21 protein-coding genes and 5 pseudogenes are annotated in these 23,813 nt (G+C 54.7%); 19 read left to right on the top strand and 7 right to left on the bottom strand.

Features of this window, described 5'->3' with window-relative positions:
- Positions 1-13 precede the first annotated feature (13 nt).
- Entirely contained in the window at positions 14-1,060 is a 1,047-nt protein-coding gene (locus QPJ95_RS19950; protein WP_270920357.1) for a Gfo/Idh/MocA family protein, read from the bottom strand.
- Positions 1,061-1,171: 111 nt separating this feature from the next.
- Between QPJ95_RS19950 and QPJ95_RS19945 the strand changes: the two genes are divergently transcribed.
- From QPJ95_RS19945 to QPJ95_RS19925, 5 genes are all read left to right on the top strand, one after another.
- A complete protein-coding gene (locus tag QPJ95_RS19945) occupies positions 1,172-2,179 on the top strand; it encodes a succinylglutamate desuccinylase/aspartoacylase family protein (RefSeq protein ID WP_270920356.1) in 1,008 nt (335 codons plus the stop codon).
- 74 nt (positions 2,180-2,253) lie between these two features.
- The gene (locus QPJ95_RS19940; RefSeq protein WP_270920355.1) at positions 2,254-3,099 is read left to right on the top strand and encodes a fumarylacetoacetate hydrolase family protein; all 846 of its coding nucleotides are present in this window, start codon (positions 2,254-2,256) and stop codon (positions 3,097-3,099) included.
- Entirely contained in the window at positions 3,099-4,115 is a 1,017-nt protein-coding gene (locus QPJ95_RS19935; RefSeq protein ID WP_270920354.1) for a phosphotransferase family protein, read from the top strand. The genes QPJ95_RS19940 and QPJ95_RS19935 overlap by 1 nt, the downstream gene beginning before the upstream one ends.
- A 12-nt stretch (positions 4,116-4,127) precedes the next feature.
- Entirely contained in the window at positions 4,128-5,408 is a 1,281-nt protein-coding gene (gene eno, locus QPJ95_RS19930; protein WP_270920353.1) for a phosphopyruvate hydratase, read from the top strand.
- A gap of 36 nt (positions 5,409-5,444) precedes the next feature.
- Entirely contained in the window at positions 5,445-6,476 is a 1,032-nt protein-coding gene (locus QPJ95_RS19925; RefSeq protein ID WP_270920352.1) for a LacI family DNA-binding transcriptional regulator, read from the top strand.
- Between the two features lie 69 nt (positions 6,477-6,545).
- Here the strand turns inward: QPJ95_RS19925 and QPJ95_RS19920 are convergent.
- From QPJ95_RS19920 to QPJ95_RS19905, 4 genes and pseudogenes are all read right to left on the bottom strand, one after another.
- A pseudogene (locus tag QPJ95_RS19920) lies at positions 6,546-6,759 on the bottom strand (IS3 family transposase); the annotation flags it as partial.
- 16 nt (positions 6,760-6,775) lie between these two features.
- Positions 6,776-7,558 carry a transposase gene (locus QPJ95_RS19915; protein WP_270920351.1) on the bottom strand — a complete coding sequence of 261 codons (783 nt, stop codon included), beginning with the start codon at positions 7,556-7,558 and terminating at the stop codon, positions 6,776-6,778.
- An 11-nt stretch (positions 7,559-7,569) separates the two neighbouring features.
- Positions 7,570-7,887, bottom strand: coding sequence for an IS110 family transposase (locus QPJ95_RS19910; RefSeq protein WP_270920350.1), 318 nt, complete (start codon positions 7,885-7,887; stop codon positions 7,570-7,572).
- Positions 7,888-8,080: 193 nt separating this feature from the next.
- A pseudogene (locus QPJ95_RS19905) lies at positions 8,081-8,369 on the bottom strand (DDE-type integrase/transposase/recombinase); the annotation flags it as partial.
- Positions 8,370-8,928: 559 nt separating this feature from the next.
- On the opposite strand from QPJ95_RS19905, the pseudogene QPJ95_RS19900 reads away from it, so the two are divergent.
- The 14 genes and pseudogenes from QPJ95_RS19900 to QPJ95_RS19835 all read left to right on the top strand — a co-directional run.
- Positions 8,929-9,045 (top strand): annotated as a pseudogene (locus tag QPJ95_RS19900) (IS6 family transposase); the annotation flags it as partial.
- A 343-nt stretch (positions 9,046-9,388) separates the two neighbouring features.
- Complete coding sequence (locus tag QPJ95_RS19895; RefSeq protein ID WP_270920349.1) at positions 9,389-11,680, top strand: bifunctional salicylyl-CoA 5-hydroxylase/oxidoreductase; 2,292 nt, start codon at positions 9,389-9,391, stop codon at positions 11,678-11,680.
- Positions 11,677-12,417: an SDR family NAD(P)-dependent oxidoreductase gene (locus QPJ95_RS19890; RefSeq protein WP_270920348.1), complete on the top strand. Its 741-nt coding sequence runs from the start codon at positions 11,677-11,679 to the stop codon at positions 12,415-12,417. The genes QPJ95_RS19895 and QPJ95_RS19890 overlap by 4 nt, the downstream gene beginning before the upstream one ends.
- A complete protein-coding gene (locus QPJ95_RS19885) occupies positions 12,414-12,875 on the top strand; it encodes a MarR family winged helix-turn-helix transcriptional regulator (RefSeq protein WP_270920347.1) in 462 nt (153 codons plus the stop codon). The genes QPJ95_RS19890 and QPJ95_RS19885 overlap by 4 nt, the downstream gene beginning before the upstream one ends.
- Positions 12,868-13,671 (top strand): enoyl-CoA hydratase family protein, encoded by an 804-nt coding sequence (locus QPJ95_RS19880; protein WP_390923848.1) that lies wholly within the window; start codon positions 12,868-12,870, stop codon positions 13,669-13,671. The genes QPJ95_RS19885 and QPJ95_RS19880 overlap by 8 nt, the downstream gene beginning before the upstream one ends.
- Positions 13,671-14,828 carry an acyl-CoA dehydrogenase family protein gene (locus QPJ95_RS19875; RefSeq protein ID WP_270920346.1) on the top strand — a complete coding sequence of 386 codons (1,158 nt, stop codon included), beginning with the start codon at positions 13,671-13,673 and terminating at the stop codon, positions 14,826-14,828. The genes QPJ95_RS19880 and QPJ95_RS19875 overlap by 1 nt, the downstream gene beginning before the upstream one ends.
- 1 nt (position 14,829) lies before the next feature.
- A complete protein-coding gene (locus QPJ95_RS19870) occupies positions 14,830-16,452 on the top strand; it encodes an AMP-binding protein (RefSeq protein ID WP_270920345.1) in 1,623 nt (540 codons plus the stop codon).
- 180 nt (positions 16,453-16,632) lie between these two features.
- Entirely contained in the window at positions 16,633-17,766 is a 1,134-nt protein-coding gene (locus QPJ95_RS19865) for an ABC transporter substrate-binding protein (protein ID WP_270920344.1), read from the top strand.
- Positions 17,767-17,816: 50 nt separating this feature from the next.
- The gene (locus tag QPJ95_RS19860; protein WP_270920343.1) at positions 17,817-18,734 is read left to right on the top strand and encodes a branched-chain amino acid ABC transporter permease; all 918 of its coding nucleotides are present in this window, start codon (positions 17,817-17,819) and stop codon (positions 18,732-18,734) included.
- Between the two features lies 1 nt (position 18,735).
- Positions 18,736-19,719, top strand: a complete 984-nt coding sequence (locus QPJ95_RS19855; RefSeq protein WP_270920342.1) for a branched-chain amino acid ABC transporter permease — start codon at positions 18,736-18,738, stop codon at positions 19,717-19,719.
- A complete protein-coding gene (locus tag QPJ95_RS19850; protein WP_270920341.1) occupies positions 19,712-20,473 on the top strand; it encodes an ABC transporter ATP-binding protein in 762 nt (253 codons plus the stop codon). Before QPJ95_RS19855 ends, QPJ95_RS19850 begins: the two co-directional genes overlap by 8 nt.
- Positions 20,470-21,159: an ABC transporter ATP-binding protein gene (locus tag QPJ95_RS19845; protein ID WP_270920340.1), complete on the top strand. Its 690-nt coding sequence runs from the start codon at positions 20,470-20,472 to the stop codon at positions 21,157-21,159. Before QPJ95_RS19850 ends, QPJ95_RS19845 begins: the two co-directional genes overlap by 4 nt.
- A gap of 55 nt (positions 21,160-21,214) precedes the next feature.
- The gene (locus tag QPJ95_RS19840) at positions 21,215-21,616 is read left to right on the top strand and encodes a RidA family protein (protein WP_270920339.1); all 402 of its coding nucleotides are present in this window, start codon (positions 21,215-21,217) and stop codon (positions 21,614-21,616) included.
- Between the two features lie 312 nt (positions 21,617-21,928).
- Positions 21,929-22,237 (top strand): annotated as a pseudogene (locus tag QPJ95_RS19835) (DDE-type integrase/transposase/recombinase); the annotation flags it as partial.
- A 346-nt stretch (positions 22,238-22,583) separates the two neighbouring features.
- Here the strand turns inward: QPJ95_RS19835 and QPJ95_RS19830 are convergent.
- Positions 22,584-22,892 (bottom strand): annotated as a pseudogene (locus tag QPJ95_RS19830) (transposase); the annotation flags it as partial.
- 110 nt (positions 22,893-23,002) lie between these two features.
- A complete protein-coding gene (locus QPJ95_RS19825; protein ID WP_270920334.1) occupies positions 23,003-23,698 on the bottom strand; it encodes a TetR/AcrR family transcriptional regulator in 696 nt (231 codons plus the stop codon).
- Positions 23,699-23,813: the final 115 nt, after the last annotated feature.

The raw sequence follows: 23,813 nt of genomic DNA, 5'->3' as shown, positions 1-23,813 counted from the left end.
ATGCCTGTTGGCATCAACACGCAATTTCACTGATTTTGACCGGCCGGCCTGTCTGCGCCGACTTGTCTGCAGCAAATAGAACCCGGTGCATTTTCATTGTGGTCTCAAAATCCGAATACCGCATTGGCTGGCCCTGGCTGATACAGTCCAGAAACGCGCGGAACATCGGCTGATACATGTCGCCAGTTATGGCGTCGCCATCATCCAGATGACGGGCCTGGATCTCGGTCCACTTTTCCCGCCCTTCACCGTGTGGGGCAGGGCTGGAAAACCGGCGATCAATCAAAGACCCCTTACTGCCCACCAGAGTGGCCCTGAAGGTATAAGGCTGCTGGGCGTCGATGCAGGAGGTCACCTTACCGATGGACCCATCCTCAAACTTCATCAATGAGATTTGGGTGGTGTCATATTCGACATCAGCAAACTCAGATGAACGGGTAGAGTTTGCGTAAGACGTCACCTCGGTCACCTCAATGCCTGCCTTGCAAAGCATTAGAAACTGAAGCGCATGACATCCCGCAACCAACAGGCTGCTACCGCCCGTCTCGCGTCTTTTAGCCCACCAGAACTGTGGTGCCCAGGGACCAATTCCGTTAAGATAATCGACCTCCATCAGATGCAGCGCGCCAAGCGCACCCTGTTCAACAAGGTCAAGCGCCGCGCGAAATTGGCCTTCGTGAAACTCGTGAAATCCGGCGCAGACCGTGACACCAGCAAGCTCTACGGCGTGGCGCAACCGGGCCAGATCAGCCTCTTTGGTGCAAAACGGCTTTTCCAATACAATATGCGCGCCAGCCTTGGCCGCTTTGATAGCCTGTTCGGCGTGCACATCATGCATTGTGCAGATTGACACCACATCCGGGTTAACGGCGTTCAACATCTCATCATACTGGTCGAAAACCGCAACCTGACTGCCAAGTTGCGCCCGAATCAGCGGAGACTCGGTTTCCGGGGCAGGTGAGAAAACAGCAACAATCTCAAATTCTTCAATCGCAGCATAGGCCTCGGCATGCGCACGCGCTGCAACGCCGTACCCCGCGATAGCTACCCTTAAACTCATCTGAGTTATTCCTTTAAAACTTTACCCTGGGTGGGCAAATTGTATTGCGTCGATCTGATGGTAACGTTATCATTTACAAAACATCTGTCAAGAAACTTTGTGAGCTTCATCATGCATAATGCGGTAAAATCCAACGTTGACTGGAACGCCTTCGGCGCAACAGCCGGGATGCTAAGTGTTCCATTTTCAATCGACCGGTCACCTTATTATCAGGTTCAGATACCGGTCTGGCGTTGGCGCGGTGGAACCGGGAAATCGCTGCTTATTCTGGGCGGGAATCATGGCGACGAATACGAGGGGCCGTTGGCGATTTTCAAACTGATCCGGGCGCTGGAAGGACGGCAGGTGAACGGCGCGATCACGGTGATTCCCAGCCTGAACGCCCCGGCCGCGATGGCGGCAAAGCGATGCTCGCCGCTGGACGGCGGCAACATGAACCGGGCCTTTCCCGGCAGTGCATCCGGCACGCCGACTCAGCGTATTGCCAACCACATGGAGGTCGAGGTTATGCCGCAGCACGACATGGTATTTGACCTGCATTCTGGCGGCACAACTATGGAGCATATCAGCTGCGCATTATGTGAGGAAAATCCTGATAAAACGATGAATAATAAACAAATTGATGCAATGTCGGCGCTTGGAATGCCCTATGGGTTCGTGGCGGGGACCAACAGTTCCAGCCCGACATCTATGGGGGCCGCCCGGCGCGCCGGTGTCTTGGGGGTCAGCGGTGAATTCGGCGGCGGCGGCACTGCAACCCGGCAGTCAATCGAGGGGGCCGCTCAGGCTATTGACGGGCTGTTGCTTCATCTGGGCATCACTGAATCGCGCCTAATCAGCGAAGTTTCGACCGACAAAGTTGAGATGGGAATTCTTGATCTCCGCCGTCAGTCGCAGTTTGTTTACGCGTCAGAAACGGGTTGGTTTGAGCCTGCCGTTTCGCTGAATGAGCCGGTTTTAAAGGGCCAGATTGCAGGCTGGATGTACAACCCAGAACGACCAAAAGCCGCAGCGGTTCCGTATCATTTCGAAGAAGACGGCATTGTTATCTCCAGGCGCCTTCCTACAGCGTCCCAACCGGGGGACTGCCTGTATAATATCGCCCGCCCCGCAGTGTAATCCGCACGAAGCGCTTGACGCAGGCACTGCAGGCAGGCTATCCAAATGACAACGTTATCATTCAGGACATCACAATGAAGCTTTTCAGGTTTGGCACTACGGACAACGAAAAACCGGGCGTCATTGACGGCACTGGCATCTACCGCGACGCGTCATCCCTTGTTCAGGATTATGGTCGTGGCCAGTTGAGCAATGCGATGGAAACATTGCTGAAAGCCGATATCTCTCAGCTGCCAGAGATCCCCAAGGGCAGCCGGATCGCCAACTGTATTCCGCGCCCCGGCAAGATTATCTGCATCGGCCTGAACTGTGTGTTGCACGCTAAAGAAGCGAAAATGGACCCACCGTCGGAACCCATTGTGTTCATGAAGGCCAGTACCACGATTTCCGGACCGTTTGATCCTATTCTGATCCCGCCCGGATCAAAGAAAACCGACTGGGAAGTTGAACTGGGCGTGGTGATCGGCAAAGACGCCGTCTGTATCAGCAAAGAAGAGGCGAAGACCCATATCGCAGGCTACTGCCTGATCAATGATGTCTCAGAGCGCGAATATCAGCTTGAGCGCGGCGGCCAGTGGGTCAAAGGTAAAAGCTGGGACAGCTTCTGCCCCACCGGCCCCTGGATGATGCCAGAAGATGGGTCGTTTGACGCCATGGATCTGGGCATGCGGCTTTGGGTGAATGGCAAACAGTTTCAGGACGGCCGCACCAATACGATGATTTTCGACATCGAAACCGTGGTTGCCTATCTCAGCAACTTTATGCGCCTTGAAGAGGGCGATCTGATTTCAATGGGAACCCCATCGGGTGTTGGCATTGGCCAGAACCCGCCGGTGTTCCTGTCCGAAGATGATGTGGTAGAGCTGGAAATCGACGGGCTTGGCCGCCAGCGCCAGACTTGCCAAAACTGGAGCGCCTGATGCCTTCGGACGACTGGCATAACATCCTGCCACCTATGCTGCAGGAGGCAGGGTTGGTGGCGAGTTCGATTAGCGACATTGCACCGCTGACCGGGGGTGTCTCCTCTGACATTATTCGGTTTCGCACCGATGACGGGCGGCAGTTCTGCGCCAAGCGGGCGCTGTCCAAGCTTAAGGTCGCCGAGGACTGGACCGTACCGCTGGAGCGTAACAGCTATGAGGTGGCCTGGCTGCGCCGCGCCAATAGCATCATCCCAGGGGCAGCGCCGCAAGTGATTGCCGATTCAGCAGAATTTGGCACTGTAATCCTCGAATTCCTGCCGCCAGAGCAGTTTGACAACTGGAAGTCCTTAATGCTGGCAGGTGATGCTGATCCTGACATCGCGGCAACAGTCGGGGCAACACTGGGCCACCTGCACGCAGCCACTAGCAATGATCCGGAGGTTGCAGAAACTTTTGCCACTGACAGCCTGTTTGACGCGCTACGGCTTGATCCCTATCTGCGCTTCACTGCTACAGTCCATCTGGACCTGTCGGAAAAAATCCTGGCAGTGCTGGCGCAAACTGCTGCAACACAAACGGCGCTGGTTCACGGGGATTTTAGCCCCAAGAACATCCTGATCCGCAAAAGCGACAATCAGCCGGTTATTCTGGACGCGGAATGTGCCTGGTATGGCGACCCTGCATTTGATGCTGCGTTTTGCCTGAACCATTTCTTGCTGAAGGCCGCGCATATTCCGCAACTGGAACCCGCATTCCTGACCAGTGCGATACATTTTTATGATGCCTGGATTGCCTGCTTTCCACCGCAACAGCAGGCAATGGTCACCCGCCATGTCCTTCAATTGCTGCCCTGCCTGCTATTGGCCCGGATTGATGGCAAGTCCCCTGCGGAATATCTGACAACGACGCAACGCACGCTGGTGCGCAGCGCGGCCCGTGAACTGATTTCCCAAGACCACCGAACCCTGGCGCAGTTAATCTCAGATTTCGCGCAACTCGTTCAGAACAAATAGAAAGCTGATTTCATGGCCGATACGACCATTGCCTCGATAAAAGCCCGCCAGGTCTGGGATTCCCGTGGCCGACCAACAGTAGAGGCCGAAGTGACCCTTGCCTCTGGGCGCAGCGGGCGCTCCATCGCACCGGCCGGCGCGTCGCGCGGAAAACGCGAGGCGATAGATCTTCGGGACGGTGGCACTCGGCTGGGCGGGCTTGGGGTCAATAAGGCCATTGATGCTGTTAACCGCCTCGTCGGCCCGGCGCTTACCGGTATGGATGCGGCAGATCAGCGGGCGATTGATACGGCTTTGATCGCATTGGACGGAACTGCACAAAAATCGACGCTGGGCGGAAACGCCTGTGTCGCAGTGTCAGGTGCAGTGGCCTGGGCAGCATCTGCGGAACTGAACATGCCGTTGTGGCAGCACCTGCAGCAGAGCTTCAATGTGTCTGCAGCCGGAATTCCGGCCCCGATGATCCAGATTTTTGGTGGCGGCGCCCATGCCGGCAACCGTGTCGATGTGCAGGATTTTCTGGTGATCTGCAATGGCGCGACCAGTTTTGCCGAAGCTGCGGAATGGACCGCCGAAATCTATATCGCCGCCCATGCCATTATGAAGAAACGCGGTCAGATTGCCGGCGTCTGCGATGAGGGCGGGCTTTGGCCTGATTTTGACAATAACGAGGTGGCGCTTGGCCTGACCACTCAGGCGATTTCTGATGCAGGTTTGCGCCCTGGCACCGATGTGTCCCTCGCACTGGATGTCGCCGCCAGTGAATTTTGGCGCGACGGACGTTATCATCTGGCGCTGGAGAACCGCAGCCTGAGCACCGGTGAGTTCATTGCCGAGCTTGAGCGTTGGAGCAATGACTATCCGATTGTGTCGCTTGAAGACCCATTGGGAGAAGATGACACTGAAGGGTTTGTCGCCATTACCGAACTGTTGGGGGACCGGATGCAGATCATCGGCGACGACTATCTGACCACCAGCGCTGCACAGGTTGAAAAAGCCGGCCACGACAAAGCCTGCAATTCCGTGCTTCTTAAATCCAACCAATGTGGCACTATCAGCGAAGTGTTCGATGCATCGCAGGCGGCGCGGTCCTTTGGCTGGAACACTGTCATGTCCGGCCGTTCAGGCGAGACGGAGGACGTGACCCTCAGCCATCTTGCGGTTGGTTTTGGCGCTGATCAGATCAAGGTTGGCTCCATGACCCGCAGTGAGCGGACCTGCAAATGGAATGAGGTCATCCGTATCGAGGAGCGCAACAGATCTCTTGACTATTGGACGTTTCTCACGCCGTGATTAGAAACCGGTTCAGATAAAGGCAGGCAGCATTACGTGGCACGTTCAAGAGATAAACCTTTCGCAAAAGCGACGGAAACCGTCCGGATCGAAGATGTTGCCAAATTGGCTGGCGTGGCACCAATTACCGTGTCACGCGCCTTGCAAAATCCTGGAAAGGTGCGGGAATCCACCCGCCTGAAAGTGGCGGAAGCCGTCAAGAAAACCGGTTATGTTGCCAATCCTTTTGCCAGCAACCTGCGTTCGGGCAGCTCAAATATCATATCCTTCTTTGTGTCAGATCTGCGCAACCCGCATTTTTCCAACGCCATGCAGGGGTCAGCCGACGCCCTAGAGGGCAGCGCCTATAAACTCATGATGTCGCAGATCGGCTACTCCGAGGAGGTCGAAGCCGAAGCCCTGAATTCCGTATTGCCCATGCGCCCGGCCGCGCTGGTTTTTACCGGTCTTGTGCAATCGACAGCCACCCGCGCGCGGCTTCGCGATCAGAATATTCCGGTTATGGAGATGTGGGATTTCACCCCTGACCCGATTGATATGCTGGTCGGTTTTTCCAACTATGAAGGTGGCCGGATGATGGGGCAGCATTTTGGAAAATGCGGCTATAAGCACATCGCCTATGTCGGACGGTCACAGGGGCGCGGTGCCCAGCGACTACAGGGGTTTCAGGAGGCCCTGCTGAACACCGGAGCCTCGGTTGAGCGTATCTTTCCAATGGAAGGGGGACGCAGTCTGGCCGACGGTAAAAAAGCGCTTGGCGATCTGTTGGAGCAATTCCCCGATGTGGATGCGGTGTTTTTTGGCACTGACACCCTGGCGGTCGGCGCGATCTTTGAATGCCGAACCCGTGGCATAAACCTTCCCGAGGATCTCGCCATTGCAGGATTTGGCGACCTTGAAGTGTCCGGGCAATTGTCCACACCACTGACAACAATCCATGTTGCCAGCTATGAAATGGGCTATGAGGCGGGTAAAATCCTGCGCAACCGTTTGGAAGGCCGCGATGGAGAAGTGACCAATGCCACAAAACTGTTCCCGGTCACCTTGATGGCACGTATAACGGCATGAACGCAGACCTCTGGCTGTTTGGACCTGTCCCGCTTTAGTGCCGCCTCAGGTGCTCGTTTAATCTACTTTTCATTCGAAGGCGACGGGGCTTTTCCAACTCAATGCTGAGTGCCGCCCACTGCCCGGCAGGGTATTGCGAAGCAATATCCCGAGAGGGGCGTGGGTTGTAGAACCCGTTTATGTATTCGAAGATCGCCATCTCAGCCTGCCGCCGTGTTTCCCATGAACTACGCCAGATAAGCTCGGCCTTGATGGTTTTGAAGAACGTCTCCACAGCGGCATTGAAGCTCCTATGTTTGTCAACATGGCTTTTCCTGTGTTTCTGGCCTGCAAAGATGTGTGAAGATTTCGCGGACGATATAGCGTTTGAGACAGCGAATGATCTCACTTTTGCTTTTACCGTCTTTGGTGCGCTCTCTAACATATGCGAGTGTTGGTTCATGGTTTCTCATCCTGACAATTGCGACCCGATATAGAGCTGCGTTGGCTTGTCGCTTTCCACCACGATTGAGCCTGAACCTGTGTGTTTTCCCGCTCGAAACTGGGAACTGACAAACACCACACAATTTTGCCAGCGCTGCTTCGGATCGAATGCGGCTTGGATTGTCGCCAACCAATATCAGCATTTCCGCGATTGTAAGTGTTGCGATCCCGTGAGAGGCCATCAAGCTGGGTGCCTTTGCTTCTACCAAGGTTTTGAGTTCCTTGTCGTGTTCTGCGACTTCGTCATTCAACATCAACCATCGGCGTGCCAACGAGCGCATGGCAGCTTTGGCTGACGCGGTTGTAGATGTGATCGGCCCTGGTCTGAACGCCGCAATATGTCGGATCAGCGCAATTTTGCCTTTTAACTGATCAAGGCTATCGCGCAGTTCGGCAGGCGCATTTATAATCAGTGCTTTGAGTGTAACCAACGCCACAGAACGACTTTTTACGGCTGTATCACGGGCGATCTTCAAGTGGCGGATCATCTCCACAGAACCGAATTGGGTTTTGGGTGCAGCAATTGCCTGCCCGCTGAGAACAGACCGGGCAGCGCCCTCAGCGTCAAGACTGTCATTCTTTCCTTGCTGATAACGCAATTGTCGCCCTCTCATGATTTGCAAGGGCAAACCACTGTCGGGTAATAGTTGGGTCGTGTTACCGCAACAATATTCAGGCCCAGAGACATCAGATAACGGGAAAGACCAGCACCGTAAGGCCCGGTTCCTTCGATCCCAAATGCCTGAACCGAACCCAGTGACCGGGACCAGTTATCTAATTCCATGTACCCTTTGGAATTGGTGGGAACAGAGATAGCAGCGAGGCGAGTACCCTGTTCATTGATCGCCACGGCGACATGGATGGACTTGTGTGTATCGACACCAATGATAATATCGGTGGCCCTAAGGCTTGTTTCAATAATGGACATTTGATCCCCTCATTGACGATGCCCAGGCATCCGTTCAGAGAGGACAAGACTGTGAAGGGGCGTCCCCGACAGGCTCCTATGAAGTCACATCTCGCCGGTTGCCAGGGCGACTTGATGGTCGACACGTCAACGCAATGACACGGAGCCAATCGTAGCATGGGTCAGACCATCAAGCCGCAATAGCATACTCACAATCATAGCAATTACCTTTGCCGCTCATGCACTGCCCGGCAGCACATGTTTACATGTGGGAGAGGGGATGCCCTGAACCCATGTTGGCGCAGGATCTTCTGGTAATCGTGGGAACAGTATTGGCTGCCCCTGTCCGTATGATGAATGCAGCCCGCAGGTGGTGATCGGAAGGCTATGGCCATGTTCAAAGCCCGGATCGCCAGATCACGCTTCATCCGATTGCTGACGGCCCACCCGATGACGCGCCGGGAATGCAGGTCGAGGATCACTGCGAGGTACAGCCAGCCCTCAAACCTGCCCAGGATACTGCCCGCCGTCACAAAACCCCTTGTTTGTAAGGTTCTATCCGCCTTCTTCCGGCGTCCTCCGGGCTCTTCCTGTTACTGCAATAATAAGTGTCCAACAACACAGGCGCTCATGGATACACTTGGCGGTATGACGTCGTTTCTTGATCCGGCTCATATCCTCCGCGAGGATCTGACTGATAATCGCCACGAACGGATCAAGATTCGGGCGGGCTGGTGGACCTTCCCGGCGGTATCCCGGCGGAACTGAATGCTTCAGGATCTTCGCAACGGTCTTGCGATCAATCCCAATTAGACGCGCCGCCGCGCCATTGCTCATCCCGTCGACATGGCACGCACGTCGTACCCGGCTGTAAAGTTCCACTGAATATCCCCACCCTCAGCTCGTTCGCCTCGGGTGTCAGACTGCCGGATTTTACTCCGCGACGGTCAGATCATCCAACCGATTCAATGGACATTTTGTCTCCGGGGTTCACACCCTTAGTTACTGGGCCGAAATCCTGCGACCACCTCTTTAACTACTGGTCCGAATTCCCGCGACCACCTCCACGCCTCGGTTTGCAATCACTACAATCAGGAACGTCACCTTTATTCACGCGAAAATTTCAAGCTCAACCGCACCGCCGCTCTCTCCGAGTGGCGTCAACTTTGTTCAGCATAGGTTCCTGGTTTTAGCGATTAACTGAGACGAGTTCGAATTGGTTTGACAGCACCCAGGCCCAGTGCGGCGCCAGCGATCAGTGCAGCGCCGCCCGCAAGAAATTTTCTTCTGGGTAACGTCATCACGCTCTCCATTAGTTCTTCTATTCAAATATGTATCATTGTTTTCCTTGGAACAAGGCTTTCGAGGCAACCGCAAAGCGTTTTGTGGTGCCAGTGACGTCGCTCAAGACTGGTGGGGCGGGCATTGCTTGAAGCTTAAAGCTTCAAGCTTGAAATAATGAATCTCTGCCGCTACGATCGAAAGTGAAGCGCCAAGAATCATATAAACAAAAGGCTATGTCATGAAGGTAATGTGTCTCGGCGGCGGGCCCGCAGGTTTGTATTTTGCGATCAGCATGAAGTTGCGCGATCCAAGCACCGAAGTTACGGTTCTTGAGCGAAACAAAGCCAATGACACCTTTGGATGGGGGGTGGTTCTTTCAGATGATGCCCTTGATCAAATGCAGGAAAATGACCCCAAGAGCACGGCAGAGATCCGCAATAGCTTTGCCTATTGGGATGATATCGCGGTTGAGCACAATGGCGATCGGACGGTTTCGGGGGGGCATGGATTTGCCGGGATCGGCCGCAAGAAATTGCTTATCATCCTGCAGGCGCGGGCCCGTGAACTGGGGGTAAATATGCAGTTTGAGACGATCTTCAAAAGCGCCGAAGAGTACCGCAAGGACTATGATATTGTCGTAGCGACTGACGGCATCAACTCATTGGTGCGCAAAGAATACGAAGATGTTTACAAGCCCGATATCGACACCCGCCTGTGCAAGTTCATCTGGCTCGGCACCCATCAGAAATTTGACGCCTTTACATTTATTTTCGAGAAAACCGAGTTTGGCTGGATGTGGGCGCATGTCTATCAGTTCGATGACAATACAGCGACCTTCATTGTGGAATGCCTGCAGCCAACCTGGGATGGATTTGGCTTTGCCGTTATGTCCAAAGAAGAAACCGTGGCGGCCTGTCAGGCGGTTTTTGCGAAATACCTCGATGGCAACGATCTGATATGCAATGCCAACCATTTGCGTGGATCGGCTGTCTGGATGAATTTCCCAAGGGTCATTTGCGAAAAATGGTACAATGAAAACGTTGTGCTGATGGGCGATGCGGCGGCGACCGGACATTTCTCAATCGGATCTGGGTCCCGTCTTGCTTTCGATAGCGCCATTGCCCTAGCCAACTACGTGCACTCAGAACCAACGCTTGAACAGGCGTTTCAGCGCTATCAGGAGGAGCGGCGGTTAGAGGTCTTGCGGTTGCAATCCGCCGCGCGCAACTCTCTGGAATGGTTTGAAGAGGTGGAACGCTATCTGGATCAGGACCCCGTCCAGTTCAATTACAACCTCTTGACCCGATCCCAACGTATCAGCCATGAAAACCTGCGTTTGCGTGATCCAGCCTGGGTTGAAAAGGCAGAGCGCTGGTTCCAGACCAAGGCAGGTGTACCTGCGGATGCGCCGGTCAGGGCGCCGATGTTCGCGCCGTTTAAACTGGGAAATATGGAGCTGGCCAACCGTATCGTGGTGTCACCTATGGCGCAGTATAAGGCGGTGGATGGATGCCCCACCGATTGGCATTTCGTTCACTATAGTGAGCGCGCCAAAGGCGGCGCTGCTTTGGTCTATACCGAAATGACCTGTGTCAGTCCCGAGGGGCGCATCACCCCCGGCTGCCCCGGGTTATATGCGCCAGAGCATCAGGCCGCATGGTCGCGTTTGAATGCTTTTGTCCATTCCGAAACCGCTGCCAAAACCTGCTGCCAGATTGGCCATTCGGGACGCAAAGGCTCGACTCAGGTAGGCTGGCAGGAAATGGATGCGCCTCTCGATGAGGGCAACTGGGATCTTGTTTCGGCCTCGCCAATCCCCTGGTCTGATGGCAACGCCACACCTCGGGAAATCAACCGTGCGGAAATGGATGCGGTGCGGGATCAATTTGTCGCCGCGACCCAAATGGCGGACCTGGCTGGGTTTGACATGGTGGAATTGCATGCGGCGCACGGCTATCTGATTTCCTCGTTCATCTCGCCTTTGTCTAATAGCCGGTCTGATGAATTTGGCGGCAGTCTGCAAAACCGCATGCGCTATCCGGTGGAGGTTCTGACCGCCATGCGGGCGGCTTGGCCTGCTGATAAACCGCTCTCTGTTCGGATCTCGGCCAATGATTGGGTTGAAGAAAATGGTGTGACACCAGAGGATGCGGTAGAGATTGCTAGGCTGTTCCGTGCGGCTGGTGCAGACATCATCGATGTCTCTGCGGGTCAGACCAGTTCTGAGGGCCGTCCGGTCTATGGCCGGATGTTTCAGACTCCGTTTTCGAACCGTATTCGCAACGAGTTGGGCATGCCGACGATGGCGGTGGGCAATATCTTTGAAACCGATCACGTGAACTCAATTCTGATCGCGGGACGGGCCGATCTTGTTTGTCTGGGGCGGCCGCATCTCGCCGATCCCTATTGGACCTTGCATGCCGGGACCTCGCTTGGCGATGGCGCCGTCAGCTGGCCGGATCCTTACCTTCCCGGGCGCGATCAGGCCTATCGCCTGCAAGAAAAGGCGCAGGAGGCAATCCGGGTATGACACTTACTGGCAAACGGGTGCTGATTACCGGCGGAGGGACCGGGCTTGGCGCCGACATGGCCGCCCATTTTGCGGCTGTCGGCGCTGAGGTGGTGATCTCTGGACGCAGGCAGGACAGGCTTGACGCTGTGGCCAGTGAAACAGCAAATACCCGCGCCATACGGGCTGATGTCACCAGCGAAGACGATGTGCAGGCGCTGTTTGCAGCGGCGGGCCCGGTGGACATTGTCATTGCCAATGCCGGTGCCTCGACCAGTGCGCCGTTTGGGCGGACATCGCTGGCGGACTGGAACGCGATGTTGGCGATCAATCTGACCGGGGTGTTTTTGACGCTGCGTGAAGGGCTAAACCAGATGCAGGGCTGGGGACGGCTGATATCGGTGGCCTCTACGGCGGGGCTCAAGGGATATGCATATGTGGCCCCCTATGCGGCAGCCAAACATGGTGTTGTCGGATTGACCCGCTCACTGGCCATGGAAACCGCCAAACGGGACATCACGGTCAATGCGCTGTGCCCCGGATTTCTGGAAACGGAAATGACCGAAAGAACGATCCAGAACATTGTCGAAAAAACCGGCAAAGCCCGCCCTGATGCAATTGCGGCACTGGCGTCACACAACCCGCAAAAAAGGCTGGTGCAGCCGCATGAGGTCTCAAACGCCGCCCTCTGGCTGTGCGGCAAAGGATCCGAGGGTATCAATGGTCAGGCCATTTCCATTGCCGGAGGTGAGATATGAGCGATACAATCTCACTATCGCGGCGGCGGTTGCGCACCTGGATCAGATTACTACGCCTCACCCGCAGATCAGAAAGCCATCTGCGCGAATTTCTACGAGTGGAATACAATACGACATTGCCCCGATTTGATGTGATGGCAGCATTGCACCGAAATCAAACCCCGATAAAGATGAGCGACCTTAGTCGTATGTTGTTGGTTTCCAACGGAAATGCTACCGCAATCATTGGCCGACTTGAGCAGGACGGATGGGTGACGCGAACACCTGTAAAAACCGACCGGCGTGTCATCGAGGTGCAATTGACGGATCAGGGCCGCGCCCAGTTTGAAATACTAGCCGCCGCGCATGAAGCCGAAGTCGACAAATTGTTTTCGGGTTTCGACCACGACGACCTGGATACCCTACGTGACATGCTGAAGCAGGCCAAAGGAGATGATGATGATGACTCGGATGACTGAATTTGAACCCAAGCATTTTGAAATGCAGGTAAAGGATCAGATTGCGGTGATCCGCCTGAACCGGCCCGATCGCAAGAACCCGCTGACATTTGAAAGCTATGCCGAACTTCGCGATACGTTTCGGGCAATGGTTTATGCTGAAGATGTAGACGTGGTGGTATTTGGCTCTAACGGCGGCAATTTCTGTTCGGGCGGCGATGTGCACGAGATTATCGGCCCGCTTGTCAAAATGGATATGAAAGAGCTACTGGCCTTCACTAGGATGACCGGTGATTTGGTCAAGGCGATGATTACCTGTGGCAAGCCGATCATTGCGGCCGTGGATGGTATTTGTGTCGGTGCCGGTGCCATTGTCGCAATGGCTGCAGACCTGAGACTGGCCACGCCAGAGGCCAAATGTGCGTTCTTGTTTACCCGTGTCGGGCTGGCGGGCTGCGATATGGGGGCCTGTGCGATGTTGCCGCGCATTATTGGTCAGGGCCGGGCCGCTGAACTGCTTTACACCGGTCGCTCATTTGGGGCCGAGGAAGGTCATATCTCCGGTTTCTGGAACGCCATTCACGGCGCTGATGATCTGGAGACCGCCGCGATCAAGATGGCGTCTCGATTGGCTGCGGGACCTACATTCGCCCATGGTATCACCAAGACCCAGCTCAATCAGGAATGGAACATGGGGCTAGAGCAAGCGATTGAATCCGAGGCCCAGGCCCAGGCGATCTGCATGCAGACGAGGGACTTTGAGCGCGCCTATCATGCCTTTGTCGGAAAAGAAAAACCAGAATTTGAGGGCAACTGATGGCCGATAAGACCTTTCTGAACTGGCCATTTTTTGAACCTCGCCACAAGGTATTGGCGGAGTCGCTTGACCTCTGGGCGGCGGGCACCGTGGCGGCGGTTGATCACAGTGACACCGACAGCGCGTGCCGCATATTGGTCAAAGCAATGGGCGACGCTGGCTGGCTGCAAAGCTCCGCGGCCGGCGCGGGTGAGACCTTTGATGTCCGCGCCCTGTGTCTGACCCGTGAAACGCTGGCGCGCCATGATGGTCTGGCAGATTTCGCCTTTGCGATGCAGGGTCTTGGGACCGGGGCATTGTCGCTGTTCGGGACACCGGCGCAGCAGGAGGACTGGCTGCCTTTGACAAGGACAGGCAAGGCCATCGCCGCCTTTGCGCTGACCGAACCGCAGTCTGGCTCAGATGTTGCCAACTCTACCATGACAGCAACACGTGACGGTGACAGCTATGTGTTGAATGGTGAAAAGACCTGGATTTCGAACGGTGGAATTGCCGACGTCTATACCGTTTTTGCCCGCACCGGGGATGCACCGGGGGCGCGCGGTCTTTCGGCCTTTGTCATACCGGCGGATGTGCCCGGTTTTGAGGTTGTTGAACGGCTTGAAACCATTGCGCCCCACCCACTGGCGCGGCTTCGGTTTGCCGATTGCCGGATACCCGCGTCGGCCTTGATTGGCGCGCAGGGGCAGGGGTTCAAAATTGCAATGTCGGTTTTGGACGTGTTCCGTTCAACCGTGGCCGCAGCGGCCCTTGGGTTTGCCCGCCGTGCGCTGGACGAAGCACTGAAGCGGGTGAGTACGCGTGAAATTCAAGGCGCTACGCTGTTTGATTTGCAAATGGTGCAGGGTCACATTGCCGATATGGCGACGGACGTAGATGCCGCTGCATTGCTGGTATACCGGGCGGCATGGGCCAAAGATACCGGCGCGCCACGGATTACCCGTGAGGCCGCGATGGCCAAGCTATTTTCGACCGATCAGGCCCAAATTGTCATTGATCAGGCTGTGCAGCTGTTTGGCGGTGATGGCGTGAAATCGGGTGAGGTGGTTGAAAAATTATATCGAGAGATCCGCGCCTTACGAATCTACGAAGGTGCTTCTGATGTTCAGAAAGTAATCATTGCGCGCCAGACAATGGCTGCATTCCAGGGAGATTGAAATGTTGGGACCAACCGGACATGTAGACAGGTTTTCAAGAGATGGGTTGCCACCGGTTGAACAACAGCCGGATTTTCTGCTCGACGGGTTTGACTACCCTGAGTACCTCAACGTTGGCTATGAACTGACCGATGCAATGGTTGCCAAGGGGTTCGGTGACAACACCGCCCTGATTGGCAATGGTCGTCGGCGAACATACAAAGAGTTGGCGGATTGGAGCAATCGACTGGCGCATGTCCTGGTCGACGACATGGGGGTGCAACCGGGCAACAGGGTTCTCATTCGGTCGGCCAATAACCCGGCAATGGTCGCTTGCTGGTTGGCGGCAACCAAAGTTGGGGCAGTTGTCGTCAATACTATGTCGATGCTGCGCGCCGGTGAAATTGGGCAGATTGTCGACAAGGCCGAAATCACCCACGCCCTGTGCGACACGCGGCTGATGGATGACCTGGTTAAGTGTCAGAAAACGAGCAAATATCTCAAGCATATTTTGGGCTTTGATGGCACGATGAACCATTCGGCCGAACTGGACCACTTGGCGCTAGAGAAACCTGTTCAATTCGAGCCTGCCAAAACCGGTCGTGATGACGTTGCCCTTTTGGGCTTCACGTCGGGAACAACGGGTAAACCCAAGGCCACAATGCACTTTCACCGCGATCTGCTCATCATTGCTGATGGCTATGCCAAGGAAGTTCTGAATGTTCAGCCGACGGATGTCTTCGTCGGCTCCCCACCGCTTTCGTTTACCTTTGGGCTTGGTGGCCTGGCCATTTTCCCGCTGCGGTTTGGGGCTGCTGCAACACTGCTGGAAAATGCGTCACCACCGTCATTGATTGAAATCATCCAGCAGTACAAAGCCACGATTTGCTTTACCGCGCCAACGGCATACCGGGTCATGCTTGCAGCGATGGAAAAAGGCGCCGATCTCTCGTCTCTGCGCGCGGCAGTTTCAGCCGGGGAAACCCTTCCTGCGCCAATCTATCACGACTGGATCAGGAAGACGGGGAAGCCCATGTTGGACGGCATTGGCGCGACTGAGTTGCTGCATATCTTTGTCTCTAATCGGTTTGAAGATCACAGGCCGGGCTGCACCGGGAAAACCGTGGGCAACTATGAAGCAAGGATCGTGGATTCCGATATGCAGGACGTGCCGCAGGGCGAGACCGGGCGTCTGGCTGTTCGGGGGCCAACCGGGTGCCGGTATTTGAATGACGACCGGCAATCCAACTATGTCTGCGAGGGTTGGAACATCACCGGCGACAGTTTCACCATGGACGAAGATGGCTATCTGCATTTTGCGGCCAGAAATGACGATATGATCATTTCGTCTGGCTACAATATTGCCGGACCTGAGGTTGAGTCTGCGCTTCTAGGGCATCCGGCAGTGTCGGAATGTGCGGTTGTGGGCATTCCTGACGAAGATCGCGGCATGCTGGTTGAGGCGCATGTCGTTTTGAAGCCGGGAACCAATCCAACAGATGAAACCCGCAAGCTGCTGCAGGATTATGTCAAGGAAACCATCGCGCCATACAAATATCCCAGATCAATCAAGTTTCGCGAAACGCTGCCCAAAACGCCAACCGGCAAAATCCAACGTTTTTTGCTGCGTGAAATAAACGCCTAGCGATTGGGTTGGGGGCTGAGAGAAAGCTGTTGCGGAAACTATTTCTCGACGATCACACGGATATCGGGCACTTCATACGTGGCAAACTACTTGGTTTCGACGGGATCAAGTAGGCCGTTAAGGCGCTGACCTTTAAAGCGCTTTTAAAACCGTCGAGGACAACACAGGAGGATCTAACACATGAAACTTAAATTTCTCGCGCTGGTAACGGCGCTGACATCCGCTGCCAGCCTGGCGCAGGCCGATGTGAAAGTCGGCATGATAACCACCCTTTCAGGTGGTGGTGCCGGATTGGGAATTGACGTGCGTGACGGCTTTATGCTGGCCATTAAACAAGCCAGTCGCGATGACATTGAGGTGGTGATCGAAGACGATCAACGCAAGCCTGACATTGCCGTTCAACTGGCTGACCGGATGATCCAGTCGGAAAAAGTTGATATTCTGACCGGCATTATCTGGTCAAACCTTGCGATGGCAGTTGTGCCAAGCGCCTTGGCACAGGGTAAATTTTACCTGTCGCCAAACGCAGGTCCATCACAACTGGCCGGGAAGGGGTGTCACAAGAACTATTTCAACGTTGCTTGGCAGAATGACAACCTGCACGAAGCGGGCGGCGCCCATGCTAATAGCACCGGGTATAACAACACCTTTGTTCTGGCGCCAAACTACCCAGCTGGCAAAGACGCATTGACCGGTTTCAAACGTGTCTATGAGGGCGAGCTTTCAGGTGAGCTGTACACGAAACTTGGCCAAAAAGACTATGCATCTGAGATTGCTCAAATCCGGGCATCCGGCGCTGATAGCGTGTATTTCTTCCTGCCAGGCGGCATGGGCATTTCGTTCCTTAAGCAATACGCCGACAGTGGGCTTGAACTTCCTTTGGTCGGGCCAGCCTTCAGCTTTGACCAAGGCATTCTTCAGGCTGTTGGTGACGCAGCACTTGGCGTTGCAAACACCAGCCAGTGGTCAAAAGACATCGCGAACCCCACAAACGAAGCCTTTGTGGCAAGCTTTCAGGCTGAATACGGCCGTCTTCCATCGCTCTATGCGTCTCAGGGTTTCGACACCGCGAATCTTTTGATCAGCGCGGTTGACGTTGCTGACGTTGCCGACGCCGACGCCTTCCAGGCTGCGCTGAAGGCGGCAGAATTTGCGTCAACAAGGGGGGATTTTTCCTTTGCGGAAAACAACCACCCGATTCAGGACGTTTTCGTGCGTGAAGTGATCAAGGAAGGTGACATTTACACAAACAAAATTGTGTCTACGGCGCTGGAAGATCACTCGAACGCTTACGTTGCTGAATGCAAAATGTAGTGAGACTGCCGGGCCGTTCATTCGGCCCGGCACCAAAAGGGGGGCGGGGAATGTCGCTAGTATTGCTCATCGAGCAAATTCTAAATGGACTGCAATTCGGAGTGATGTTGTTTTTGATGGCGGCCGGCCTGACCTTGATCTTTGGGGTGATGGGGCTGATCAATCTTGCACATGGGTCCTTTTACATGATTGGCGCATTTGCAGCCGCTGCGACCGCTGCTGCAACCGGATCGTTTCTGCTGGCTCTTGCCGCCAGCCTCGTTGCTGCGGCCGTGGCCGGGGCTATTGTTGAAATGACCGTGATCCGGCGGCTATATAACCGGGACCATCTGGATCAAGTGCTGGCGACCTTTGCGCTGATCCTGATCTTTTCCGAAGGCACCAGGTGGCTGTTCGGATCATTCCCGCTGTTTTTGGAAATTCCAGAGTATCTGTCCGGCCCCATTAGCTTGCCTTTCGGAATCCAATATCCGCAATACCGTCTGGCGATTATCGCGGTTGGGCTGCTCGTTGCGGCTGGGCTGTTTGCACTGATTGCCCGAACCAGCATTGGTATTCAAATTCGCGCCGGCGAAAGCGATCGGGAAATGATTGCAGCTTTGGGTGTTGATATATCGAAACTATACACGTTTGTTTTTGCACTTGGCGCGGCATTGGCGGGATTTGCCGGCGCGCTGATCGGCGCCATTCAATCGGTTCAAGTCGGAATGGGCGAGCCTGTTTTGATCCTGGCGTTTGTCGTCATCGTTATTGGCGGAATTGGCTCCATCAAAGGAGCCCTGTTGGGCGCATTGCTGGTTGGCTTGACCGATACGCTGGCCGGGTTTCTATTGCCCGCCGCATTTGGTTTGATCATGGAGCCGTCAGCCGCCGCTTCAGTTGGGTCATCCCTCGCGTCGATGTCCATTTACGTGCTGATGGCCGGTGTTTTGTTGTTTAGGCCCACTGGCCTGTTTGGAAGTTCGTGACATGCGCAATGAAACAATCCTAAACGCCTGTGTTTTGCTTGGCCTGCTAGCCGTCCCGCTTTGGGCGCTGCGTGTGGACGAGCCCTTTATTATAACCCTCGCGACCAAGGCCGTTATCTTTGCCATCGCGGGGGTTGGTCTGAATTTTGCCCTTGGTCTTGGTGGGCTTGTTAGCTTAGGACATGCCGCCTTTTTTGGTATTGGCGGCTATTCAATGGGCATTCTGGCCAGCCATGCGCAAAGCTACACGTCTTTGATGGACTGGCCGCTGGTCATTGACGGGACCAATTCAATGCCGCTCATATGGCTGTTTGCCGTCTTGATCAGTTCACTGTTTGCCCTGGTTATCGGCGCGCTCAGTCTGCGCACCTCTGGGGTCTATTTCATAATGATCACCCTGGCCTTTGGTCAAATGCTGTTCTTTTTCATGATCAGTTGGCCCGCATATGGCGGCGAGGATGGGCTTGTTATCTATGTTCGAAATGGCTTCCCCGGACTGAACACACTTGATCCAATCCAGTTCTTTGGCATCTGCTTTGCGCTTCTTTGTATCGTCCTGTTCGTGGTGTCGCGCATTGCAAAATCATCCTTTGGTTTGGCACTGGGGGGGGCGCGCCAGAACGAAGAGCGGATGCAGGCCGTTGGAATGGTTCCTTATAGGCTCTATTTGATCGCGTTTACGATTTCTGGCGCAATCACCGGCCTATCGGGAGCATTGTTTGCCGATCTGAACCGGTTTGTCAGTCCGACAATGTTCAGCTGGCAGATGTCGGGCGAGATAATGATCTTCATTATCCTTGGAGGCACCGGGCGCCTGTTTGGGCCGGTTGTCGGCGCGGCTGTGTTTATTCTGCTTGAGTATCTGTTGGGGGGATTATCCGAGTTTTGGCATGTCTATCTCGGGGCAATCCTGCTGGGCGTGGTTCTGTTCGCGCGTGGAGGCCTGATTGAATTGATTGTCGGCCGGGAGGTTGCCCATGACTGATCCTATTCTCGATGTCCGCAATATTTCAAAATCTTTCGGGGCGCTGAAGGCCAGTGACAACATTTCGCTGACCTTGGTCCCGGGCGAAATCCATGCGCTAATTGGTCCAAACGGGGCCGGTAAATCAACGCTGATCAAACAGATTGCGGGTGGCTTGCAGGCTGACAGCGGCGAGGTCTGGTTTGATGGTGAGAATGTCACCGGTAAAACCACGGTCGAACGGGCACGGCTTGGTCTGGGCCGCACCTTCCAGGTCTCGTCCCTGGCAATGGATTACACGGTGTCGCAGAACGTGGTGCTCGGGGCTTTGGGACACCGCGGCAAGATCGGGCTTAAGGGGTTTTTCCGCCCGGCCATGAAAGACACGGCGCTTTTGGATGTGGCAAATGACGCGCTGTCGCAGGTTGGCCTGGACGGTTTTGCAAAGACGCGTACATCCGAGCTGTCGCATGGTCAGCGTCGCCAATTGGAGGTTGCGGTGGCCCTGACGTTGTCACCCAAGGTGTTTTTGATGGATGAACCGATGGCCGGTCTGGGAGCCGAAGGATCACTTCGATTGACCGGATTTCTGGATCAGTTGCGCCACAAGGCACCAATCCTATTGGTTGAGCACGATATGGACGCGGTGTTTTCGCTGGCGGACAGGATCAGCGTATTGGTTTACGGCAAGATTGTTGCGACAGGCACGGTGGATGAAATCCGCTCCAATCCAATCGTACGAACGGCCTATCTAGGGGAGGACGACGAGACATGAGCCTATTGGAACTGTCGCATGTGTCTGCGTTTTATGGGTCATCTCAGGCTCTTTTTGATGTTGATCTCAGTATAGACGAGGGGCAGGTCCTTGCCGTTCTGGGCCGAAATGGCATGGGGAAATCGACGACTGTTAAGGTGATTTGCCGCATGCTGGCAAATCGTGGCGGCAGCGTGTTTTTCGCCGGGCAAGACCTGGCAAATGTACCAACGCACCGCGCGGCGCGCCTAGGCTTGGGTCTTGTCCCCGAAGGCCGCCGCTGTTTCCCAAATCTGACCGTCTATGAAAACCTGATTGCCTCGGCCCGGCCTGGTGCATGGGATTTTTCGGCCATTGCCAAACTCTTTCCCCGGTTGGAGGAACGCCGTGATCAACTGTCGACCTCGCTGTCTGGCGGCGAGCAACAAATGCTGGCAATCGGCCGTGCGCTGATGACCAACCCGCGTTTGCTGATCCTCGACGAGGCGACTGAAGGTCTGGCTCCGGTGGTGAGAACCGAAATTTGGGCCGTAATATCCCGGCTGAAAAATGAGACAGATATGGCGATCCTGGTTATCGACAAATCTCTGAAGGAACTGGGAACGGTGGCCGACACAGGGGTAATCCTCGAAAAAGGCCGCTCTGTCTGGAGTGGTGCATTTAGTGACCTTACACCGCAAATCACCGATCGGTACCTGGGCGTTTAGCAGATCAGTTTCAGATTGCTGCCAAGCTAGAACAACATTTGCAGGAGAGAAGAACATGAACAATACAATCATTCACCCCGAAGGTTGGGCGCCTGCCAAGGGATATGCGAACGGTGTTTTGGCTGGCGATGGTACGCTTTATGTCGGTGGCCAAGTGGGCTGGACCGCAGACCAGGTGTTTGTCGAACATAGTTTTATCGGCCAGATGGAGCAGGTGCTTCGGAATATTCTGACGGTGCTTGAAGCCGCTGGCGGAACCGCCGAAGACCTCGTGCGTCTGACCTGGTTTGTAAAAGACAAAAAGGAATATCTGGCTCATCAACGCGAAATTGGCCAGGCCTACCGCCGGGTGCTGGGCTCTAATTTCCCCGCAATGTCAATGGTTGTCGTCTTGGATTTGATAGAAGACGAGGCGCTTCTCGAAGTTGAGGCGACGGCTTTCCTGGGTGAAAAGTAAGCGTTTCAGCTGGCCACCCGCGACCCACATACCCAATTGCGCGCCGCTGGCGGGGTAATCCCCCCTAAGATTATCGGTGTTCAAAAGTAGAATTTCCTCGGCAAGATATCTGAGGAGATTTTTGATGAAGACAGCACGATTTAGCGACGCACAAATTATGTCGATCTTGAAGCAGGCAGAGGGCGGTGGACCGGCAGCTGAATGCACGCATTCACTGATCGGGCCTGCGTAAGGAACCTCTCGGTGAATATGCCGAATGACACTTGGTCGTTCACTGCCCGACAGGCTTTTGCGTAGCAAACGCCGTTAGGGGATTTCATGGCGGATCAACTGGCTGACGGCCGGTCCATCCGGACATTAAACGTCCTGGATGATTTCAATCGCGAAGGCTTGGGCATCGAAGTAGATTTTTCACTGCCAGCTGAGCGCGTTGTGCGCAGTTTGAACCAGATCATCGAAGGGCGGGGGAAGCCAAATACAATCCGAGTAGATAGTGGGCCCGAATATGTTAGCGGAACCCCAATGGCATGGGCTGCGAAGCAAGGTGTTAGGCTCGAATACATCCAGCCCGGAAACCCGCAACAGAACGCCTATATTGAGCGCTACAATCGCACGGTTCGCCCCTCTCAGCGATGCTTTGCATCGCCTGCCGGGCAATGGGCGAATGGCTCGGGCAATACATTTTCGACTCATCCATGCTTTCAGTATGCGGGAGGCCGCAGCAGCACCAGAGGCATTCCCCAAGAGAGAGGCCTGCTCGATTTCGGGCGCCATTCAGAAAGATACTAATGGGGTTCTCCCTTTTCCTTGGCTTGCAGCCATAGGTTTTCAGTTTTCAAGTGTTGATACCGAACAGCGCATCGACATGGCACCCAGGCCGTAGCCGGCTGTAAAGTTCCACTGAATACATCCCCCCACCCTCAGCTCCTTCGCTCAGGTGTCAGACGGCGGGATTTTGCTCCGCGACAGTCAGATCATCCAACCGATTCAATGGCCCTGGTGAGCCATGGTAGGAAATAATAACGGGCAATGGTTTCTGTCCCTCTCACACGTGTAAACATGTGTTTCCGGGCAGTGGGCGACACAAAATGCGAAGGTCAGGAACGGCCCAGTCCAGCCCAACCAAATCCAGCAGGCTTTCCACAAACCCAGCCGTCTGAAAAGGCAAACCAAAGAGGACTTTTATGGACAGGCAGGCTTGTATTGCAGCATCGCTGTAGGCCTGCTGCCGCCCCCGTTTGCCTAAGAGTTTACCCTCCCAAAACATGTTAACGTCCAATCAGATCGAGAGTGACCCGAGTTGCCTCTAGGCCTGATTGTAGCGATGATCGCGCCCGGGGGAAGGGCGGGGTTCTGGTTGAGTTACGCACCAATGCCAATTGAACTCTAAAGAACCGTAGGGGAGCGAATTTTGGCTATCTCTGATGGCTTGAAAGGGACGGTTTTTTCGAAACCGTTGAAAAAGGCACTCACGGTGTTTGTAACAGCCAATTCAATGTCAATTTCAACTCGTTCGCCATAAACGTACTTGCGTATCGCAATGTAAAAAACGGCTCCGTGCAGCCCCCAGAACAACTCAAGGTCTTCTTCAGTTGGAACGGCAGCGCTGGAGCCCCGATCAACTTCGTAGCGCAATTCCAACGCGGCCGGCCGAATGATTTTGGTCCGGATGATGTCCAGGTAGCGTTCTGTCAGCCCATAGGATTTCAGCCCCGAGGACACAAATATACGGACCCAATCATAGTCAAAAACGCGGTTGGCATACTCGATATAGAATTGTATCATCCGATCCTGGAGACTGCGGCTGCGGTCCAGCACTAACGGCTCCCAATCCGGGTTCCATCGTTTTACGTAAACATGGTCGTAAACCCGCTCTATCAAAGCATCTTTACTGTCGAAATGCCGGTAGATCACAGCATGAGAGACGCCCATCCGTTTCGCCAGCTCTCGGGTTTGCCCCTCAAAGCCACATTCGGCAAAGAACCGTACCGCCTCCGAAATAATCATTTTTTCGCGGTCCTCGCGACGCATGTTTTTGCGACGCGGCGCGGTCTCGCTTTTATTACTGTCTGATCCTGCCATCGGTCTCTCGCAAATGTTTGGGCAAGGATAACCGATTTGGTGAAAATTACCAAGCGGTCACTTTTTTCTTGACGGATGTTGCGATGTACGCTTATCAAAAGTGACCGCTTGGTTA

The organism is Parasedimentitalea psychrophila (assembly GCF_030285785.1).
GTDB classification, from domain to species: domain Bacteria; phylum Pseudomonadota; class Alphaproteobacteria; order Rhodobacterales; family Rhodobacteraceae; genus Parasedimentitalea; species Parasedimentitalea psychrophila.
This window is presented reverse-complemented; position numbering and strand designations above follow the sequence as displayed.

What these genes read in the sequence shown, in the direction of transcription:
- QPJ95_RS19845 (WP_270920340.1), top strand. Translation starts at nt 20,470, where the DNA reads ATGAGCCTATTGGAACTGTCGCATGTGTCTGCGTTTTATGGGTCATCT.
- QPJ95_RS19880 (WP_390923848.1), top strand. Translation starts at nt 12,868, where the DNA reads ATGACTGAATTTGAACCCAAGCATTTTGAAATGCAGGTAAAGGATCAG.
- QPJ95_RS19860 (WP_270920343.1), top strand. Translation starts at nt 17,817, where the DNA reads ATGTCGCTAGTATTGCTCATCGAGCAAATTCTAAATGGACTGCAATTC.
- QPJ95_RS19890 (WP_270920348.1), top strand. Translation starts at nt 11,677, where the DNA reads ATGACACTTACTGGCAAACGGGTGCTGATTACCGGCGGAGGGACCGGG.
- QPJ95_RS19855 (WP_270920342.1), top strand. Translation starts at nt 18,736, where the DNA reads ATGCGCAATGAAACAATCCTAAACGCCTGTGTTTTGCTTGGCCTGCTA.
- QPJ95_RS19945 (WP_270920356.1), top strand. Translation starts at nt 1,172, where the DNA reads ATGCATAATGCGGTAAAATCCAACGTTGACTGGAACGCCTTCGGCGCA.
- QPJ95_RS19870 (WP_270920345.1), top strand. Translation starts at nt 14,830, where the DNA reads ATGTTGGGACCAACCGGACATGTAGACAGGTTTTCAAGAGATGGGTTG.
- QPJ95_RS19885 (WP_270920347.1), top strand. Translation starts at nt 12,414, where the DNA reads ATGAGCGATACAATCTCACTATCGCGGCGGCGGTTGCGCACCTGGATC.
- eno (WP_270920353.1), top strand. Translation starts at nt 4,128, where the DNA reads ATGGCCGATACGACCATTGCCTCGATAAAAGCCCGCCAGGTCTGGGAT.
- QPJ95_RS19895 (WP_270920349.1), top strand. Translation starts at nt 9,389, where the DNA reads ATGAAGGTAATGTGTCTCGGCGGCGGGCCCGCAGGTTTGTATTTTGCG.
- QPJ95_RS19840 (WP_270920339.1), top strand. Translation starts at nt 21,215, where the DNA reads ATGAACAATACAATCATTCACCCCGAAGGTTGGGCGCCTGCCAAGGGA.
- QPJ95_RS19910 (WP_270920350.1), bottom strand. Translation starts at nt 7,887, where the DNA reads ATGTCCATTATTGAAACAAGCCTTAGGGCCACCGATATTATCATTGGT.
- QPJ95_RS19850 (WP_270920341.1), top strand. Translation starts at nt 19,712, where the DNA reads ATGACTGATCCTATTCTCGATGTCCGCAATATTTCAAAATCTTTCGGG.
- QPJ95_RS19940 (WP_270920355.1), top strand. Translation starts at nt 2,254, where the DNA reads ATGAAGCTTTTCAGGTTTGGCACTACGGACAACGAAAAACCGGGCGTC.
- QPJ95_RS19935 (WP_270920354.1), top strand. Translation starts at nt 3,099, where the DNA reads ATGCCTTCGGACGACTGGCATAACATCCTGCCACCTATGCTGCAGGAG.
- QPJ95_RS19950 (WP_270920357.1), bottom strand. Translation starts at nt 1,060, where the DNA reads ATGAGTTTAAGGGTAGCTATCGCGGGGTACGGCGTTGCAGCGCGTGCG.
- QPJ95_RS19865 (WP_270920344.1), top strand. Translation starts at nt 16,633, where the DNA reads ATGAAACTTAAATTTCTCGCGCTGGTAACGGCGCTGACATCCGCTGCC.
- QPJ95_RS19825 (WP_270920334.1), bottom strand. Translation starts at nt 23,698, where the DNA reads ATGGCAGGATCAGACAGTAATAAAAGCGAGACCGCGCCGCGTCGCAAA.
- QPJ95_RS19875 (WP_270920346.1), top strand. Translation starts at nt 13,671, where the DNA reads ATGGCCGATAAGACCTTTCTGAACTGGCCATTTTTTGAACCTCGCCAC.